15 protein-coding genes are annotated in these 15,988 nt (G+C 64.9%); 8 read left to right on the top strand and 7 right to left on the bottom strand.

What is annotated here, in order from left to right; genetic code table 11:
• Positions 1 to 31: 31 nt before the first annotated feature.
• The gene (locus GSQ79_RS23005) at positions 32 to 412 is read left to right on the top strand and encodes a type II toxin-antitoxin system RelE/ParE family toxin (protein WP_158811113.1); all 381 of its coding nucleotides are present in this window, start codon (positions 32 to 34) and stop codon (positions 410 to 412) included.
• A gap of 380 nt (positions 413 to 792) precedes the next feature.
• On the opposite strand, the gene GSQ79_RS22995 is transcribed toward GSQ79_RS23005, so the two are convergent.
• Positions 793 to 1,473 carry a septation protein A gene (locus GSQ79_RS22995; protein WP_158811112.1) on the bottom strand — a complete coding sequence of 227 codons (681 nt, stop codon included), beginning with the start codon at positions 1,471 to 1,473 and terminating at the stop codon, positions 793 to 795.
• Between the two features lie 115 nt (positions 1,474 to 1,588).
• Here GSQ79_RS22995 and GSQ79_RS22990 point away from each other — a divergent pair, with 115 nt between their 5' ends.
• On the top strand, positions 1,589 to 2,944 hold the full coding sequence (locus GSQ79_RS22990) for an L-serine ammonia-lyase (RefSeq protein WP_158811111.1): 1,356 nt from the start codon (positions 1,589 to 1,591) through the stop codon (positions 2,942 to 2,944).
• A gap of 73 nt (positions 2,945 to 3,017) precedes the next feature.
• Here the strand turns inward: GSQ79_RS22990 and GSQ79_RS22985 are convergent, their stop codons facing one another.
• From GSQ79_RS22985 to GSQ79_RS22970, 4 genes are all read right to left on the bottom strand, one after another.
• Positions 3,018 to 3,971: a sterol desaturase family protein gene (locus tag GSQ79_RS22985; protein ID WP_158811110.1), complete on the bottom strand. Its 954-nt coding sequence runs from the start codon at positions 3,969 to 3,971 to the stop codon at positions 3,018 to 3,020.
• 57 nt (positions 3,972 to 4,028) lie between these two features.
• Positions 4,029 to 5,111 carry a sensor domain-containing diguanylate cyclase gene (locus GSQ79_RS22980; RefSeq protein ID WP_158811109.1) on the bottom strand — a complete coding sequence of 361 codons (1,083 nt, stop codon included), beginning with the start codon at positions 5,109 to 5,111 and terminating at the stop codon, positions 4,029 to 4,031.
• A 218-nt stretch (positions 5,112 to 5,329) separates the two neighbouring features.
• Positions 5,330 to 6,553, bottom strand: coding sequence for a signal recognition particle-docking protein FtsY (gene ftsY / locus GSQ79_RS22975; RefSeq protein WP_158811108.1), 1,224 nt, complete (start codon positions 6,551 to 6,553; stop codon positions 5,330 to 5,332).
• 81 nt (positions 6,554 to 6,634) lie between these two features.
• Positions 6,635 to 7,321 (bottom strand): MJ0042-type zinc finger domain-containing protein, encoded by a 687-nt coding sequence (locus tag GSQ79_RS22970; protein WP_158811107.1) that lies wholly within the window; start codon positions 7,319 to 7,321, stop codon positions 6,635 to 6,637.
• Between the two features lie 165 nt (positions 7,322 to 7,486).
• Between GSQ79_RS22970 and ftsE the strand changes: the two genes are divergently transcribed.
• The 3 genes from ftsE to GSQ79_RS22955 all read left to right on the top strand — a co-directional run bounded on the left by ftsE (position 7,487) and on the right by GSQ79_RS22955 (position 10,501).
• Complete coding sequence (ftsE, locus tag GSQ79_RS22965; RefSeq protein WP_158811106.1) at positions 7,487 to 8,149, top strand: cell division ATP-binding protein FtsE; 663 nt, start codon at positions 7,487 to 7,489, stop codon at positions 8,147 to 8,149.
• 9 nt (positions 8,150 to 8,158) lie between these two features.
• Positions 8,159 to 9,136, top strand: coding sequence for an ABC transporter permease (locus tag GSQ79_RS22960; protein WP_158811105.1), 978 nt, complete (start codon positions 8,159 to 8,161; stop codon positions 9,134 to 9,136).
• 219 nt (positions 9,137 to 9,355) lie between these two features.
• Positions 9,356 to 10,501: a lytic murein transglycosylase gene (locus tag GSQ79_RS22955; RefSeq protein ID WP_246725527.1), complete on the top strand. Its 1,146-nt coding sequence runs from the start codon at positions 9,356 to 9,358 to the stop codon at positions 10,499 to 10,501.
• Between the two features lie 116 nt (positions 10,502 to 10,617).
• Here GSQ79_RS22955 and GSQ79_RS22950 read toward each other — a convergent pair whose 3' ends face one another.
• Both GSQ79_RS22950 and GSQ79_RS22945 read right to left on the bottom strand, forming a co-directional pair.
• Positions 10,618 to 11,412, bottom strand: a complete 795-nt coding sequence (locus GSQ79_RS22950) for a YgcG family protein (RefSeq protein ID WP_158811104.1) — start codon at positions 11,410 to 11,412, stop codon at positions 10,618 to 10,620.
• A 26-nt stretch (positions 11,413 to 11,438) separates the two neighbouring features.
• Positions 11,439 to 12,041, bottom strand: coding sequence for a LemA family protein (locus GSQ79_RS22945; protein ID WP_158811103.1), 603 nt, complete (start codon positions 12,039 to 12,041; stop codon positions 11,439 to 11,441).
• A 308-nt stretch (positions 12,042 to 12,349) separates the two neighbouring features.
• Between GSQ79_RS22945 and GSQ79_RS22940 the strand changes: the two genes are divergently transcribed.
• The 3 genes from GSQ79_RS22940 (at position 12,350) to acs (ending at position 15,986) form a co-directional block, all read left to right on the top strand.
• Positions 12,350 to 13,090: a thioredoxin family protein gene (locus GSQ79_RS22940; RefSeq protein ID WP_158811102.1), complete on the top strand. Its 741-nt coding sequence runs from the start codon at positions 12,350 to 12,352 to the stop codon at positions 13,088 to 13,090.
• Between the two features lie 213 nt (positions 13,091 to 13,303).
• Entirely contained in the window at positions 13,304 to 13,867 is a 564-nt protein-coding gene (locus GSQ79_RS22935) for a hypothetical protein (RefSeq protein WP_158811101.1), read from the top strand.
• A 154-nt stretch (positions 13,868 to 14,021) separates the two neighbouring features.
• Positions 14,022 to 15,986: an acetate--CoA ligase gene (acs, locus tag GSQ79_RS22930; RefSeq protein WP_158811100.1), complete on the top strand. Its 1,965-nt coding sequence runs from the start codon at positions 14,022 to 14,024 to the stop codon at positions 15,984 to 15,986.
• Positions 15,987 to 15,988: the final 2 nt, after the last annotated feature.

Below are 15,988 nucleotides of genomic sequence, written 5' to 3'. Positions count from 1 at the left end.
GTGCGAAGACTCGCGCGCATGAGGCGTTTCAGTGCGTCTTTTCAAGACGAAGTGGTTCAACCGCTTCGCCCGGCAGGAGCAGATCGCGGACCGGGCCTTGGTGGAGGCAATCGCCTCGATTGGCCGGGGTGCTGTCGACGCCGACCGGGGTGGCGAGATCTTCAAGCAGCGCGTTGCGCGGACCGGCGCCGGCAAGTCGGGCGGCTATCGCGTCCTGGTCGCGTATCGTTCCGGGGACAGGTCCGTTTTTCTGTTCGGTTTCGCGAAGAACGAACGAGACAACATCACAGTGCGCGAATTGAATGGCCTGCGGGATCTTGGTAAACTCTGGCTCGATGCGTCGGAACGCGACATTCGGCATGCAATCGAGCTTCGAACTTTGCATGAGATCGGACCTGAGGAGGTCTCGTGATGCGACCTGAGGATAGCGGCCGCAGTCGACTGACCGATGCGCTGCTCGAAACCGCAGATGATTTGAGAGATACCGGTCTGCTTGATGAGGCAGCCCATGCCGATATGGCATCGCGACTGACTGACGAGGGGGGGACTTCCGCGTCAGTCCGCTGTCAGGCGACGAGATCCGCTCCCTACGGGAGCGCGATCATCTCAGCCAGGCTGCCTTTGCCGGCTATCTCAATCTTACTGCCGACGACATCTTGCAACTCGAACGCGGCCTTAGACGACCGACAGGCGCGATTCTGGTCCTTCTCAACGTCATCCGCCGCAAAGGGCTCGAAGTCATTTTGTAGGGGGGCTTTGTCGGCCGTTACAATGCAAACGCTTGGCGAAGCCCTACAAATGCTCCGGGGCTTTTGCTGCGGCGTCGCCGCGCAGCTCGTGCTTCATGATCAGCGGCACCTGCGAGAAGGTGAAGATGAAGATCAGGATCATCGTGCCGGGAAATTTGAACAGCACCCAGTGATCCGTCGACATCGTCCGCCAGATCACCTCGTTGAGCACCGCGAGGAACAGAAAACACACGCCCCAGCGCAGCGTCAGGATGCGCCAGCCGGTCTCGGTCAGGCTCATCGTATTGTCCAGCACCACCGGCAGCAGCGGCTTGTTGAACACCAGGCCGCCGAGAAGGGCGAGGCCGAAGCAGGCGTAGAGAATCGTCGGCTTCATCTTGATGAAGCTCGGATCCTGGAAATAGAAGGTCAGGCCGCCGAAGATCACGACCAGAATGGCGGTCACCAGCGGCATGATCGGCAGGCGCCGGGTGATCGCATAGCTGACGATCAGCGCCACCAGGACCGCCACCATCAGGACCGCGGTGGCGGTGAACAGGCCCGCGCTTTCGCCCTCGAGCAGTTTCGCCGGCAGGAACGGGTGCACCAGCGGCGCGAACAGTTTTGGCCGCGAATTGGCGAAGAAGAACAGGAGCAGTGGCCCGAGTTCGAGGGTGAACTTGAGCCAGGGCGCGATGGAGCGCGCGGGAAGGGTGTTTGGCGTCGGGGCGATGGTCTCGGTCATGGGCTTTCTGTTTCAGATGGGTATGGCGCCGGCAAGGCTTTTTGCGCATAGGACGCACGTGTTGCGGTGCAACGCTCGAATGGCCATTTTCAGCCATTGATACCCAGGTCCCAGCATGATCAGCGTCTTCGATCTCTTCAAGATCGGCATCGGCCCTTCCAGTTCCCATACCGTGGGCCCGATGATCGCGGCGCGACGGTTTCGCGATCGCCTCATGACGCTCGAACCGACTCCGGCCCGCGTGACCGGCGAGCTGTTCGGCTCGCTGGCCTGGACGGGCCGTGGGCACGGCACGGACGACGCGATCAGCCTCGGCCTGCTCGGCGAAGTGCCGGCGACGATCGATCCCGACGCCGTGGCAGGGCTGGTCGCCGGCTTGCGGGTTGTCCGCGCGATCACCGCCGGGACGCGGCGCGTGCGCTTCGATCCCGAAGCCGATCTGATCTTCAATTTTGACGAAGTGATGCCGCTGCACACCAATGCGATGCGCTTTCGCGCCTTTGCGGCGGATGGCACGGTGCTCGACGAGCGTGTCTATTATTCCGTCGGCGGCGGCTTCGTCGTCGAGGCCGACGAAGCGCTGGCACTCGCGCAGCCCGTTGCGCCTTTGGCCTACGACAGCGCCGACGAACTTCTCACCCTCTGCAATGCCCGCGGCCTGACCGTCGCCGAAGTGCAGATGGGCAACGAACTGGCCTGGCGCACCAAGGATGACATCGAGGCGAGCCTCGACGTCATCCGCGACACGATGTTCGCCTGCATCGAGCGGGGCCTGACCCAGGACGGCCTGCTGCCCGGCGCACTGAAAGTGCGCCGGCGGGCCAAGCGGCTCTACGAGTCGCTGAAAGCCGACCAGATGCGCAACAGCCGCCCGCCCACCGACACGATCGAATGGGTCAGCCTGTTCGCCATCGCGGTCAACGAGGAGAACGCGTCCGGCGGCCGTGTCGTTACCGCGCCGACCAACGGCGCCGCCGGCATCATCCCCGCCGTGCTGCGCTATCTCAAGGACTTTTGTCCCGGCTGGTCCGACGAGCGCGGCCGGGTGTTTTTGCTCAGCGCCGCCGCGATCGGCGGGCTGATCAAGCGCCGCGCTTCGATTTCGGGTGCCGAAGTCGGCTGCCAGGGCGAAGTCGGTTCGGCCGCCTCGATGGCAGCGGCCGGGCTGACGGCAGCGCTCGGCGGCGACACCGAGCAGATCGAGAATGCCGCGGAGATCGCGATGGAACATCACCTCGGCATGACCTGCGACCCGATCGGCGGGTTGGTCCAGATCCCCTGTATCGAGCGCAACGCCTTCGGCGCCAACAAGGCGATCGTCGCGGCGTCGCTGGCGTTGCGCGGTGACGGCCAGCATCACGTCAGCCTGGATCAGGTCATCGAGACGATGCGCCAGACCGGCGCCGACATGCACGACAAGTATAAGGAGACGTCCCAGGGCGGGCTGGCGGTGAACGTTTCGGCGTGTTGAGGCCGCTTCGTCATTGCGAGCGCAGCGAAGCAATCCAGGGCCGCTGCTCCTTCGAGAGCGCCTTCTGCGGCTCCTAGATTGCTTCGCTGCGCTCGCAAAGACGGGGACCGCGCAGGTCGGGTGCCGTCTCGACCACCGTCGCACTCATGCCATGGGCCTCCCGAAAAGCCCGCCGGAACGGCCATACGATCTGATCCCGGAACCGCACCGGCATAGCCTCCGGGATGCCGATCGTCGCCGGCGGGCGGCGGTTCGCATTGAACCAGGTCCCAAAGACCCAGTCCCATAGCATGATGTTCTCGCCGTAGTTCTTGTTGCCTTCGCGCAGGTCCATGCTGTGGTGCCAGCGGTGCAGTTCCGGCGTGTTGAAGACCGCCGAGAGCACGCCGAAGCGCATCGCCACGTTGCAGTGAGTGAGAGTGCCGATGAAGGCGCCAAGTGCCGAGAGCCAGGTCAGCACGTCCATAGGCGCGCCCAACGCCAGGAGGAGGGCGATGCCGGGCAGCACGCTCTTCACCGCGTCGACGAAATGGAAGCGTCCGGAATTGACGATCCAGAGCTTTTCCACGCTGTGATGGACGGCGTGAAAATGCCAGAGCGGCGTCCACTCGTGGGCGATGCGATGCGCCCAGTACATCGCGAATTCCGAGACGATCAGGCCGAGCACGATCTGCAGCGCCAGCGGCCAATGGCGGGGCCAGAGGCCAAAGTTCGGTTCGCCGAGCGCGGTGCCGGCGGCGGAGAGGCCGATCATGCCGCTGAACATCAGAAGACCCTGGATCGCGCCGTTGCTGACCAGCGTGTGCGTGAGGTCCGCGCCGAGTTGCCCGTCGCTCTGTGTCCAAGCCTGCTCGTGCGGCATCCAGCGCTCGAGCAGCAGGAGGCCGACGGCGAAGGCGAGGTAGGTCACGTAGAAACCGGCGATCGGCTGGCCCAGCGCGAAGCTCGCCTGCGTCGCGACGATGCAGGCGGCCAGAATGCCGGGCCAGGCGACCCAGGCGACGATGCTGCGGAACGGCGTGGTCATGCCCTGTGATACGGGCGGCCGGGGTGAGGGGACAAGCGGAATTCGCCGGTTTGGCGTCTAGCCGATCGCTGGCGTCAAGGCTGAGCGCCGCACCCTGGCGTCGGCAGCCATATCCGTATCGAAGATCCGAAAGCTATGGCCGCCGCCATGCTTGGCGGCGTAGAGCGCGACATCCGCTTCGTTGAAAAGCGTTGACGCTTTTGTCCCGGGAACCGCGTTCGGGATCGCGATCCCGAACGATGCGCCGATCACGAATGTCTGGGCCTGCCAGAGGATCGGCGGCCGGATGGCGGCGAGAACAAGGGCGACGCGGGCCTCGACCCGCGCCCGGTTCCGAGCGCCCGAGACGAGGATCGCGAATTCGTCACCACCGATGCGCGCCACAACGTCGTCGCGGCCGCAGGCGCGCGCGATCCGGGCGCTGACCTGCCTCAAACATTCGTCGCCGGCGGCATGCCCATAGGTATCGTTGATCTGTTTGAAACCGTCGAGATCGACCAGGACGAGCGCAGCCAGCGAAGATGGATGCTGTGCATTCAACGACCGGTCGAGTTTGACTTCGAACAGGCTGCGGTTGGCGAGCCCCGTCAACGAGTCGGATTCGGCCAGGACGCGCATGCGGTCGGTGGCTTCCTTTTCCTGCGTGATGTCCTGTTTCAAACCGAAGATACGGACGGCCCGGCCGTCTTCGCATTCGATGTCGGCGCTGAGCCGGACCCAACGGTCGCTGCCCTTCGCGGTGCGAATGCGGATATCGAGCTGGAACGACCCGCACGCCTCGATCGCCTTCTGGCGCAGCGCGCTCATCGCGATTCTGGACGCTTCGTGATAGAGATCGAGCGTCAGGGCCCGGGAAATGTGCAAGCCCCGCGGAAGCTCGAAAATGTCGTAGACGCCGTCGGTCCAGGTCAGGGCCTCGGTGGCGAGGTCGCATTCCCAGACCCCGATCTTCGCCAGGGCCGACGATCGGTCGTACATCTTCTTGTAGCGCGCGATATAGGCTGTCTGCTCCTGGATGATGCGAGCCTGATCGGCGATCAGGGCCGCGAAATTGCGGTCGGCTTCCAGAGGCCGGACGCAATCAGGCTGGAGCACAGGCGTCTGCAGCTCGAACGAATGCTCGCGTCCCGACACACGCATCTCTCCACGGTCCCCGCGTACATGACCGTCTTTAGCGGAGAAGCTTGGGCATAAGAATGTTAAATTTTCCGGGCACCGCGGGGGCGGCGCTCGGCTCAGAGCATCGGACGCAAAAGTTGCAGACTTTTGTGTGCGACCCGATGCTCTAAGTCCTTGAAACGAAAGCGGCGGCTTATCATCGCTTCCGTAAGTCCACTTAAAGGGCCGATGCTCAAGTGCTACGCGGCATCCGCCCGCTCGACCCCGGCGATCGCCTCGGCAAAATCCCGCGCGGAAAACGGCTCGAGATCCTCGGCGGTCTCGCCGACGCCGATGAAGTGGATCGGCAGTTTGAATTTGTCCGCGATGGCGACCAGAATGCCGCCGCGCGCCGTGCCGTCGAGCTTGGTCATCACCAGGCCTGTGACGCCGGCCACCTTTCCAAAAATCTCGACCTGGTTCATCGCGTTCTGGCCGACGGTGGCATCGAGCACGAGCAGCACGGCATGCGGTGCACTGGCATCGACCTTCTTCATCACGCGGATGATTTTTTCCAGCTCCGCCATCAGTTCGGTGCGGTTCTGCAGACGGCCGGCGGTGTCCATCAGCAGGATGTCGGCGTCGCCGGTGCGCGCCTCGACGATCGCCTCATAGGCGAGGCTTGCCGCGTCCGACCCCTGGTCTCGGGCGATGACGGTGCAGCCGAAGCGCTCGCCCCAGATGCGCAACTGGGCGATGGCGGCAGCGCGGAACGTGTCGCCGGCGGCGAGCGTCACCCGCTTGCCCTCGCCGGTGAACTTGGCCGCCAACTTGCCGATGGTGGTGGTCTTGCCGGAGCCGTTGACCCCGACCACGAGGATCACGAAGGGTTTTTTGCCCGCCTCGATGGCGATCGGCACGGCGAGCGGGCTCAGTACCCGCTCGACCTCGGTGGCCAAAATCGTCTTGACGTCATCGGGCGAGACCTGGCGATCGTAACGCCCCTTGCCGACGGCCTGCGAGATGCGGGTCGCCGTGGCGACGCCGAGATCGGAGCGGATCAGCACCTCTTCGAGTTCGTCGAGCATCGCGTCGTCGAGCTTGCGCTTGGTGAAGATGTCGGTGATGCCGGTGCCGAGCGCCGAGGACGAGCGGGTCAGGCCCTCCTTGAGGCGTGTCCACCACGAGCGTTTTTCGTTCGCGGCTTCTGCGGGCGCCAGTGGCCCGGCGGGTGCGATGTCCGGAGGCTCGAGGTTAAATTCGCCGCCGGAGCCTGCCGCCAGCGCGTCGAGCACGGCATCGCTGACCGACGCTTCCGTCGGCAGGTCCGGCTCGGCCTCAGGCTGAGCGCTCGGCGGCTCCAGAGGCGCGACAGACGGGGCCTCGGCAGCGACCTCCGGCGTGTCGCCCGGCCGGTCCTTGCGGCCGAACAGACGGCCGAAAAACGTGGGCTTCTCGCTGCTCTCGGTCTTGTCGCTCGCCATGATGGTCCTTCCCCGCCCGGCGGCGGATCAAGCGCCCCTTGTGCGATATGGGAAGACCGAGTTCAACCGGCGTCCGGGATCTCAGCGGGCCTTGTGGATCAACAGCGTGTCGTGGTCCGCATTGGCGTCGAACCGGGCGACGACGTCCTTGGTGCCGTCTGGCAGGACCGGCGACTGGGTGGTGAAGGCCACGCTCTCGTTGTCGGCGAGCATCCGCTTCGGCGCGTTGTCCGTCCAGGTGGCGAGGGTCGCGCCGTGAATGTCGCGAATATCGAAGGTGAGGCGTGGCACCGGCGTGCGCGCGTCGACAAGATTGCGGATGTCACCGGAAATCTCCACGCGTTGCGTCGGATCGTCCAGCCGCGTGGTCTTGAGGCCGCCGATTTCGAGACCGCGAATGTTGACCGGCAGGCCGACCGCCGCATAGAGGGCCGCGGTGCGCGGCGCGGCCATCACGATGGCGGTTCGCTTGCCGATGACCAGCATCGACAGACAAGCCAGAGCCAGGCTCACGGCGACGGGCCGCAGGGCGCCCGACTTGCGACGGTTTGCGGTCGGTCTCGCGATCGCAAGGCGCGAGAGCCGATCGTCAGTCTGCGCCCGAATGACGCCGCGCGACGACGCCGCGATGGGATGACGATCGTCATCCGGCGCCGCGACATGCCAGCGCGTGGCGCAAGCCGGGCATACGACCGTGCGTCCGCTGGTGCCGAGCGCGTGCAGGGCCACGTGATAGGATCGGGCACAGGTCGGGCAGTCGATCTGCATGAAACTCGGTCGGTCTGGCGGCGCAGGATCGCGGTGGTCGATCCCACCCTGCGCATTTATGTTTAAAGGGGCGTTAAGCATGCCTGCCGGAAGCCCGTGCGATTCCCATCGCGGGGAAAGCGCTCTAAGGTCTGAGTCGCCGGATGATCGGCAGCGGGTGGTAGCGTGATCACGTTCGAGAATGTCGGCCTGCGCTACGGCATGGGCAACGAAATCCTCAAGGACCTCAATTTTCGCATCGCCCCGCAGTCGTTCCAGTTTTTGACCGGTCCGTCGGGCGCCGGCAAGACGACGCTGCTGAAGCTGATCCTGTTCTCGTTAAAGCCGACGCGCGGCATGATCAGCCTGTTCGGTCGCGATGCCGCGACCCTCGACAAGGACGCGATCACCAGCCTGCGCCGCCGCATCGGCGTGGTGTTTCAGGATTTCCGCCTGCTCGATCACCTCACCACCTATGAAAACGTCGGGCTGCCGCTGCGGGTGCAGGGCCGCGAGGAGGCGACCTATCGCGCCGAGGTGGTCGAGCTGCTCGGCTGGGTCGGCCTCGGCGAGCGCATGCATGTGCTACCCGCCGTGCTCTCCGGCGGCGAGAAGCAGAGGGCGGCGATCGCTCGCGCCTTGATCGTGCGCCCGGAGCTGCTGCTCGCCGACGAGCCGACCGGCAACGTCGATCCAACGCTGGCGCGGCGTCTGCTGCGGCTCTTCATGGAGCTGCATAAATCGGGTACATCCGTGGTCATCGCCACGCACGACCTCGCGCTGATGGACCAGTTCGACGGCGCGCGGCGTCTCGTGCTCGGCGACAGCCGGCTGCACATCTATGACTGAAGGGGTTTTATGGTCGTCGTGACGGGCGATGCACGCGGCGCCAAGGGCGGCGCATCGAGCGCCAAGAGCGAGCCGGCCGGTCGCGCCTTGCGGCGCGACATGCCGCTGGTGCCGGCCGCCTCGATCGCCGGGCGGGCGCTGGTCACGGTGGTGGCCATCATGACCTTCCTTGCTGCGCTGACCGCGGGCGTGGCGATCCTCATCGCCGATGCCTCGCACGACTGGCAGGACGACGTCTCCCACGAGATGACGATCCAGGTTCGCCCGACGCCGGGCCACGATCTCGAAGCCGAGACCAACGCCGCCGCCGTGATCGCGCGCAAGGCGAGCGGCATTCTCGCCGTCGAGCCCTATTCCAAGACCGAGTCGGAAAAGCTGCTGCAGCCATGGCTCGGCAGCGGCCTCGATCTGGGCGACCTGCCGGTGCCGCGGCTGATCGTGGTAAAACTCGATCCGGCGTCATCGCTCGATCTCGGTGCCCTGCGCAAAACGCTCGAGGCGCAGGTGCCGGGCGTCAGCCTCGACGATCACCGCATGTGGATGGCGCGGCTCGCCAGCATGGCCCACGCGACGGTGGCGATCGGGCTGGTGGTGTTCGTGCTGGTTTTGACGGCGATGATGTTGGCCGTCGCTTTCGCCACGCTTGGCGCGATGGCGGGCAACCGCGAGATCATCGAGATCCTGCATTTCGTCGGGGCCGCCGACAGCTTTATTTCCGGCCAGTTCCAGCGCCATTTCTTCCGCCTTGGCCTGCGCGGCGGGGCGATCGGGGGTGGCCTCGCCATCCTGTTCTTCTTTGTCACGGGCCACGTCATTGGTTGGTGGCGGGCAACGCCCGGCGGCGAACAGATCGAGGCGTTGTTTGGCACCTTCAGCCTGCATCTCAAGGGCTACGCGGCGATCCTCGTCATTGCGGCAGCCATCGCGGTCATCACCGGCTTCGTGTCGCGCATCATCGTGTTCCGCCATCTGCGGCGACTGAATTGAGGGTATGCGGAGATGAGCAAGGGTTTGAGCATGACGGCCGCGGGCGCTCCCCCTTCCCCCTCGCGGGGAGGGGTTAGGGGTGGCGGTTTATCCGTCTGTTTCACTGGTCCAAGGGTTTCGTTTTTGGGACGCCTCGTGGCCCAAGGAACACGTCGACCCCCACCCCTTCCCCTTCCCGCAAGGGGGAGGGGGAGCAAATGGCTTGGTCTCGGGGCCGTCCTGATTGCCTTCTTCGCTGCTCATTCGGCGCGCGCCGATTTCCAGACCTGCCTCGCCGGGCTCCGCGTCACCGCGGCGGCGGGCGGCGTGTCGACGCAGACGTTCGATCAGGCGACCCAAGGGCTGCAGCCGAACCCCGAGGTCATCACCTTCTCGACGTCGCAGCCGGAGTTCAAGACGCCGATCTGGGACTATCTCGCCGGCCTCGTCGACGACGAGCGCGTCGCCGATGGGCAGGCCAATATGCGTAAATGGGGACAGGCGTTTGCCTCCGCGCAGAGCCGCTTCGGCGTCGACCCCGCGACGGTGGCCGCGGTCTGGGGCGTCGAGTCGAATTTCGGCCAGGCTTTCGGCAATCGCCCGATCGTCCAGTCGCTGGCGACGCTGTCCTGCGACGGCCGCCGTCAGGCCTATTTCCGCACCGAATTCGTCGCGGCTCTCAAGATCCTGCAGGCTGGCGATATCGATCCGGCCCAGTTCAAGGGCTCCTGGGCGGGGGCCTTCGGCCACACCCAGTTCATGCCCTCAACCTTCCTGCGCATCGCCGTCGATGGCGACGGCGATGGTAGGCGTGACCTCATCAATTCGGTGCCGGACGCCCTGGCCTCGACCGCCAATTATCTGAAGAAGGCCGGCTGGCAGACCGGCGGGACCTGGGGGTTCGAGGTCAAGCTGCCGGAAGGCTACAACGGTCCGTCCGGGCGCACCAAAAAACAGCCGATGACGGCCTGGGCCGGGCGCGGCATCCGGCGGGTCGACGGGCGCCCGCTCGGCGAGGGCGCCGCCGGGCTGCTGCTGCCGGCCGGACCCGAGGGGCCGGCCTTCCTCGTCACCCGCAACTTCGATGCGATCTACGGCTACAATGCCGCGGAAAGTTACGCGCTGGCGATCTCGCTGCTGTCGGATCGACTGCGCGGGCAGCCCGGCTTGAAAACCCCATGGCCGACGGACGACCCCGGCCTGTCGCGGGCCGATCGCCGCGAGGTCCAGACCCGCCTGGTGCAGCGCGGCTACGACCTGCAGGGCAAGATCGATGGGGTGATCGGCGACAAGACGCGCGAGGCGATCGCCGATTTTCAGGGCAAGGCCGGGCTGAAGCCGGATGGGCGGGCGAGCGTGTCGGTGCTGACGGCGCTGCGGCGGTAGCGGCTCGCTCTCGATCGACCGACTCGGCTCGATCTTTACGATGGCTCATGCCGTTTCTCAGACTTTCCGCGGTCAATCAGAAAGTTAGGCGTTACCGTCGAGGAATGGCTCTACCTTCAGTAGCTGTCCGAAGATCCGCCCCCGCCCGAGTCGCCGCCACCGCCGGAGAAATTGTCGCTGGAGCCGCCGCCTGGCGACGACCCGCCACCACCGCCCGCGTTGCCTATGATCGTTCCGGCTGCCAGCGAGGTCCAGTTTATGGAGCCGCGGAAGCGATAGAGCACGATCAGAAAGATCAGGCCGCCGATCAGGATCAGCACGACCGCCGTCGTGCTGAGCGGCTGGTCCGCCGGTGCCGTCTGCAGGGCAGGGCGTTTCTGCCAGCTCGCCTTGTCCGTTGTCAGGACCGCGATGGCCTCGTTGACGCCGGCATTGATTCCGCCAGCAAAATCATTGGCCTTGAGTTTTGGGCCGACGGCATTGTGGAGGATCAGCTTGGTCGTCGCGTCGGTCAGCGTGCCTTCGAGACCGTACCCGACCTCGAATCGCAACTTGTGCTCGGTCGGCGCGATGAGGAACAGGACGCCGTTGTTCTTGTCCTTCTGGCCGAGCTTCCACTTGCGAAACAGCGCGTTGGCGTAGGGTTCGATCTCCTCGCCCTGCAGCGACGCAACCGTCGCCACGACGAACTGGATGCCGGACTGGTCTTCGAGATCCTTCAGCTTTGCCGACAGGGCTTGCTGGTCCTCTGGCTTCAGAACATGCGCGTCGTCGACGACGCGGCCCGTCAGCAGCGGCAGCTTCTCCGGCGCGATTTCCGCACGGCCGGGCGCTGCCGCCAGAGCGACAAGCCCGGCGCAGAGCGCCAAGCGCACTGCCAAGTTGCGCAGGATGGTCAGCTGAAGCCGCATCGCGCCCGACCTTTCGGCTTGCTGCTCTAGAACTTCACGGCCGGCGGCTTGTCGGCGTTTTCGGCCGTCGCGGTGAACGGCGCAATCGGCTTGGCGTCCTTGTAGAAGAGTGACGCCCAAAGCGAGCCCGGGAAGGTGCGCAGCTCGATGTTATAGGCTTGCGAGGCATTGATATAATCGCGGCGCGCGACCGCGATGCGGTTTTCCGTCCCCTCGAGCTGCGACTGCAGCGCCAGGAAGTTCTGGTTCGACTTCAGGTCGGGATAGTTTTCGGTCACCGCGAGCAGCTTGCCGAGCGCACCGGTCAGCTGCGACTGCGCCGCCTGGAACTGCTTGATCTTTTCCGGGTCGGTGATCTGCGAGGCGTCGATGTTGATCGAGGTCGCCTTGGACCGCGCTTCAATGACGGCGGTGAGCACGTCCTTCTCCTGCTTGGCGAAGCCCTGCACGGTCGAGACGAGGTTAGGGATCAGGTCGGCGCGGCGCTGATACTGGTTCTGCACCTCGGCCCACTTGCCCTTGGCCTCTTCGTCGAGCGTCGGGATCGTGTTGTAGCCGCAGCCGGACAGGCCAACCGCAAGGAGAGCGACCGCGGCAAGCGATCGAAGACGAGGCGTAATGGCGAACATGGCGTGGGCTCCGAGAACTCGGGCTAGTTAGACGAGCAAGCTGAACCGTTGCAAGGCGACTGTGGGCTAAGACGACGGGATTTCAGAGCTACGAAGGCGAAAACCCGCCGATGCGCGCGATTTCGCCGAAATTCTGCTCAGCGGCTCTACCGTGTTGATCCGAAAACGCTTCTTCGATTGAGCGCTGCAACCCAACCGTCTCTTGCGCGGGAACGTGATGGCTTTCACCGCTATGTGACTGGAATCGCCTATAGGACGAGTCTCTTACTGAACGAGCAGATGACGCGAAGAGGCCTCGGAGCCTGAGGATGATGATCAGCCACCCGTTGAGAACGGCGTATCACGCGATGGTCGCGGCGGCGCTGCTCGTGCCATCCTATGCCGCGGGGCGTGCGGCCGAGATGACGCACGTGATCGAGCTGTTCACCAGCCAGGGCTGTTCGTCCTGTCCGCCGGCCGACCGTCTGCTTGCCGTTTTGGCGCGTAATCCCGAGACCGTGGCTCTGTCGTTTCCCGTCGATTACTGGGATTACATCGGCTGGAAAGACATTTTCGCCTCGCCGCTGTTTACGGCGCGTCAGCAGGCCTATGCGCGATCTACGAAGGACGGCCGCGTCTACACGCCGCAAGCCGTCATCGACGGCGTCAAGGCTGATATCGGCAGCGACAAGGCGGCGATCCAGCGTGACATGGGCACGCTGCCCGGTGTCGGCGGCGCCATGAGCGTGCCGATGACGATCAAGGAAAGCGACGGTTATCTTCGCGTCGACGTCGGTGCGGGGCAGACGACAGGCGCCGGCGTCTACGTGTTGCGCGTCATGGCCTCGCGCACCGTGGAGATCGGGCGCGGGGAAAACTCCGGCCGCAGCGTCACCTACACCAATGTCGTTCGCGCGATGAATAAGATCGGCGATTGGGACGGGCATCCCGCGCATTTCGACATGCTGGAGCTGAAAGCCGACGGCGAGGGCTATGTCGTCCTGCTTCAGGCCGGCGATCCGGCGAAGCCCGCCGTAATCCTGTCGGCGGCCAAGACCGCCGGGCTCTGAGCGGCGCCGCTTTCGCGGGCCCCGAACCTCCCGTCCCGAATTCGCCTGGATCGAATGGCTAGGATCAAGCCTGCCTGATGCAGCGGCTCGCGCCGTGGCTGGCGCCGATCGAGGCTCGATATTCGACCGAAATGGTCGAGGACGGCTTTATCGGGACAGTTTATCAAGGTTTTCGAATACCTGTTGCGGCTTGAGTCGGAGTTTACCGCCGTTATGAAACGTCTTTACCCTGTCGGCTTGATCCTCGCCTGCGTCGCGGCCGGCCTCGTGCCCACGGTCGCGATGGCCAAGAAACATGAAAAGCCCGCGCCTGCGGAAAAGCCGGCAGCCAAGGAGGACAAGGCGGGGGGCAAGCTCCTCGAAGCCTATGGCGATTGGACCGCGAGCCTGGCCGCCGGCAAGGCCAAGACCTGCTATGCCCTGGCCAAGCCGAAACAGCGCAGCCCCGACGGCAAGCGCGATCAGGCCTATGTCTTCATCGCCGATCGGCCGGCCGAAAAGGTCCACAACGAGGTGTCGATCATCATGGGCTTCCCGATCAAGGAGGGAAGCGCCGCGAAGGCCCGCGCCGGCAAGATCGACTTCGACCTCGTTGCGGTCTCGAACGCATACTTCATGAAGAACCCGGCCGATGACGTCCGCTTCGTCGACACGCTCAAGAAGGGCGGCGTGCTTATCGTCAAGGCGCCCCCGCTCAAGGGGTCGCTGGTCACCGATACTTACGGCCTCGAGGGGTTCAAGAAGGCGCTCGATCGCGCCCAGAAGGAATGCCGCTGAGCGAACCGGCGTCGCGACGCCGGGCCTCCGGCCGCAACTGGGACGTTCTAAAGAGGGTGCTGCTGCCGCTTGTTTGCCCCCTAACGTCTGGCGCATAGTCCGCTCGCCCGCAGTCGGCGGCGGGGCACTGTGAAAAGCGTTAGGGAGGCAAGACGTGTCCGAGAAAACCTATCCTGTTCCTGCCGATGTCGCGGCGCATGCCCTGATCGACGCGGCGGGCTACAAGGACATGTACGCCCGCTCGCTGTCCGATCCCGACGGGTTCTGGGCCGAGCACGGCAAGCGCATCGACTGGGTCAAGCCGTTCACCAAGGTGATGAACTGCTCATTCGATGCCGAAAATGTCTCGATCAAGTGGTTCGAGGACGGCACTACCAACGTGGCGGCGAACTGCATCGACCGGCACCTCGCCACGCGCGGCGATCAGGTCGCCCTGATCTGGGAAGGCGACGATCCCGAGAACTCCAAGTCCATCACCTATAAGGAATTGCACGAGCACGTCTGCCGTTTCGCCAATGTCCTCAAGGACAAGGGCGTCAAGAAGGGCGACACGGTCACCATTTACCTGCCGATGATCCCCGAGGCGGCCTACGCGATGCTCGCCTGCGCGCGGATCGGCGCCGTCCATTCCATCGTGTTCGGCGGCTTTTCCCCGGATGCGCTGGCCGGGCGCATCAGCGGCTGCAAGTCCAAGATCGTCATCACCGCGGACGAGGGCCTGCGCGGCGGCAAGAAGGTGCCGCTGAAGGTCAACGCCGATGCCGCGGCGGAAAAGAGCGGCGGGATCGTCGAGACGATGATCGTCGTCAAGCGGACCGGCGGCAAGGTCGCCTGGACCGAAGGCCGCGACGTCGCTTACGAGGAAGCCGTCGCGGCTGCCTCGCCCGATTGCCCGCCGGCGGAGATGAATGCGGAGGATCCGCTGTTCATTCTCTTCACGTCGGGCTCGACCGGCGCGCCGAAGGGCGTCGTCCATACCACGGCCGGTTATCTCGTCTACGCCGCGATTACCCACCAGTACGTCTTCGACTATCATGACGGCGACGTCTATTGGTGCACCGCCGACGTCGGCTGGGTGACCGGGCACAGCTACATCGTCTACGGCCCGCTCGCCAACGGCGCGACGACGCTGATGTTCGAGGGCGTGCCGAACTATCCGTCCATCTCGCGCTTCTGGGACGTCGTCGACAAGCACAAGGTCAACATCTTCTACACCGCGCCGACCGCCATCCGCTCGCTGATGGGGGCAGGCGACGAGCCGGTGAAGCGGACCAGCCGCACGAGCCTGCGCATTCTCGGCACGGTCGGCGAGCCGATCAACCCGGAGGCCTGGGAGTGGTACCACAACGTCGTCGGCGAGGGCCGTTGCCCGATCGTCGATACATGGTGGCAGACCGAGACCGGCGGCCACCTGATCACACCGCTGCCGGGCGTGACGACGCTCAAGCCAGGCTCGGCGACGACGCCGTTCTTCGGCGTGCTGCCGGAAGTGGTCGATGCCGAAGGCACCGTCCAAGACGGCGTCTGCGAGGGCAATCTGGTCATCGCCCGCTCCTGGCCCGGCCAGATGCGTACCGTGTACGGCGACCACGAGCGTTTCGTGCAGACCTATTTCTCGACCTATCCCGGAAAATATTTCACCGGCGACGGCTGCCGGCGCGACGCCGACGGTTATTACTGGATCACCGGCCGCGTCGACGACGTCATCAACGTCTCCGGCCACCGCATGGGCACGGCCGAGGTCGAGAGTTCGCTTGCAGCCCATGGCAAAGTGTCGGAGGCGGCGGTGGTCGGCTTTCCGCACGACATCAAGGGGCAGGGCATCTACGCCTATGTCACCCTGATGGAAGGGCAAAGCCCGTCTGAGGAATTGCGCAAAGAACTCGTCGCCTGGGTGCGTCGCGACATCGGGCCGATCGCCTCGCCCGACATCATTCAGTTCGCGCCGGGCTTGCCGAAGACCCGGTCGGGCAAGATCATGCGCCGCATCCTGCGCAAGATCGCCGAAAACGAGATCGGTGCGCTGGGCGATACCTCGACCTTGGCCGATCCGTCGGTCGTCGACGACCTGATTTCGAATCGCCCGAGCGAGCAGAAACCGACGCAAAAATCCGCGTAGCG

Origin of the sequence: Beijerinckia sp. L45, from assembly GCF_009765775.1 — a bacterium.
Taxonomy (GTDB): domain Bacteria; phylum Pseudomonadota; class Alphaproteobacteria; order Rhizobiales; family Beijerinckiaceae; genus RH-AL1.
The sequence above is the reverse complement of the archived record's forward strand: the minus strand, read 5'-3'. Positions and strand labels throughout refer to the sequence as shown.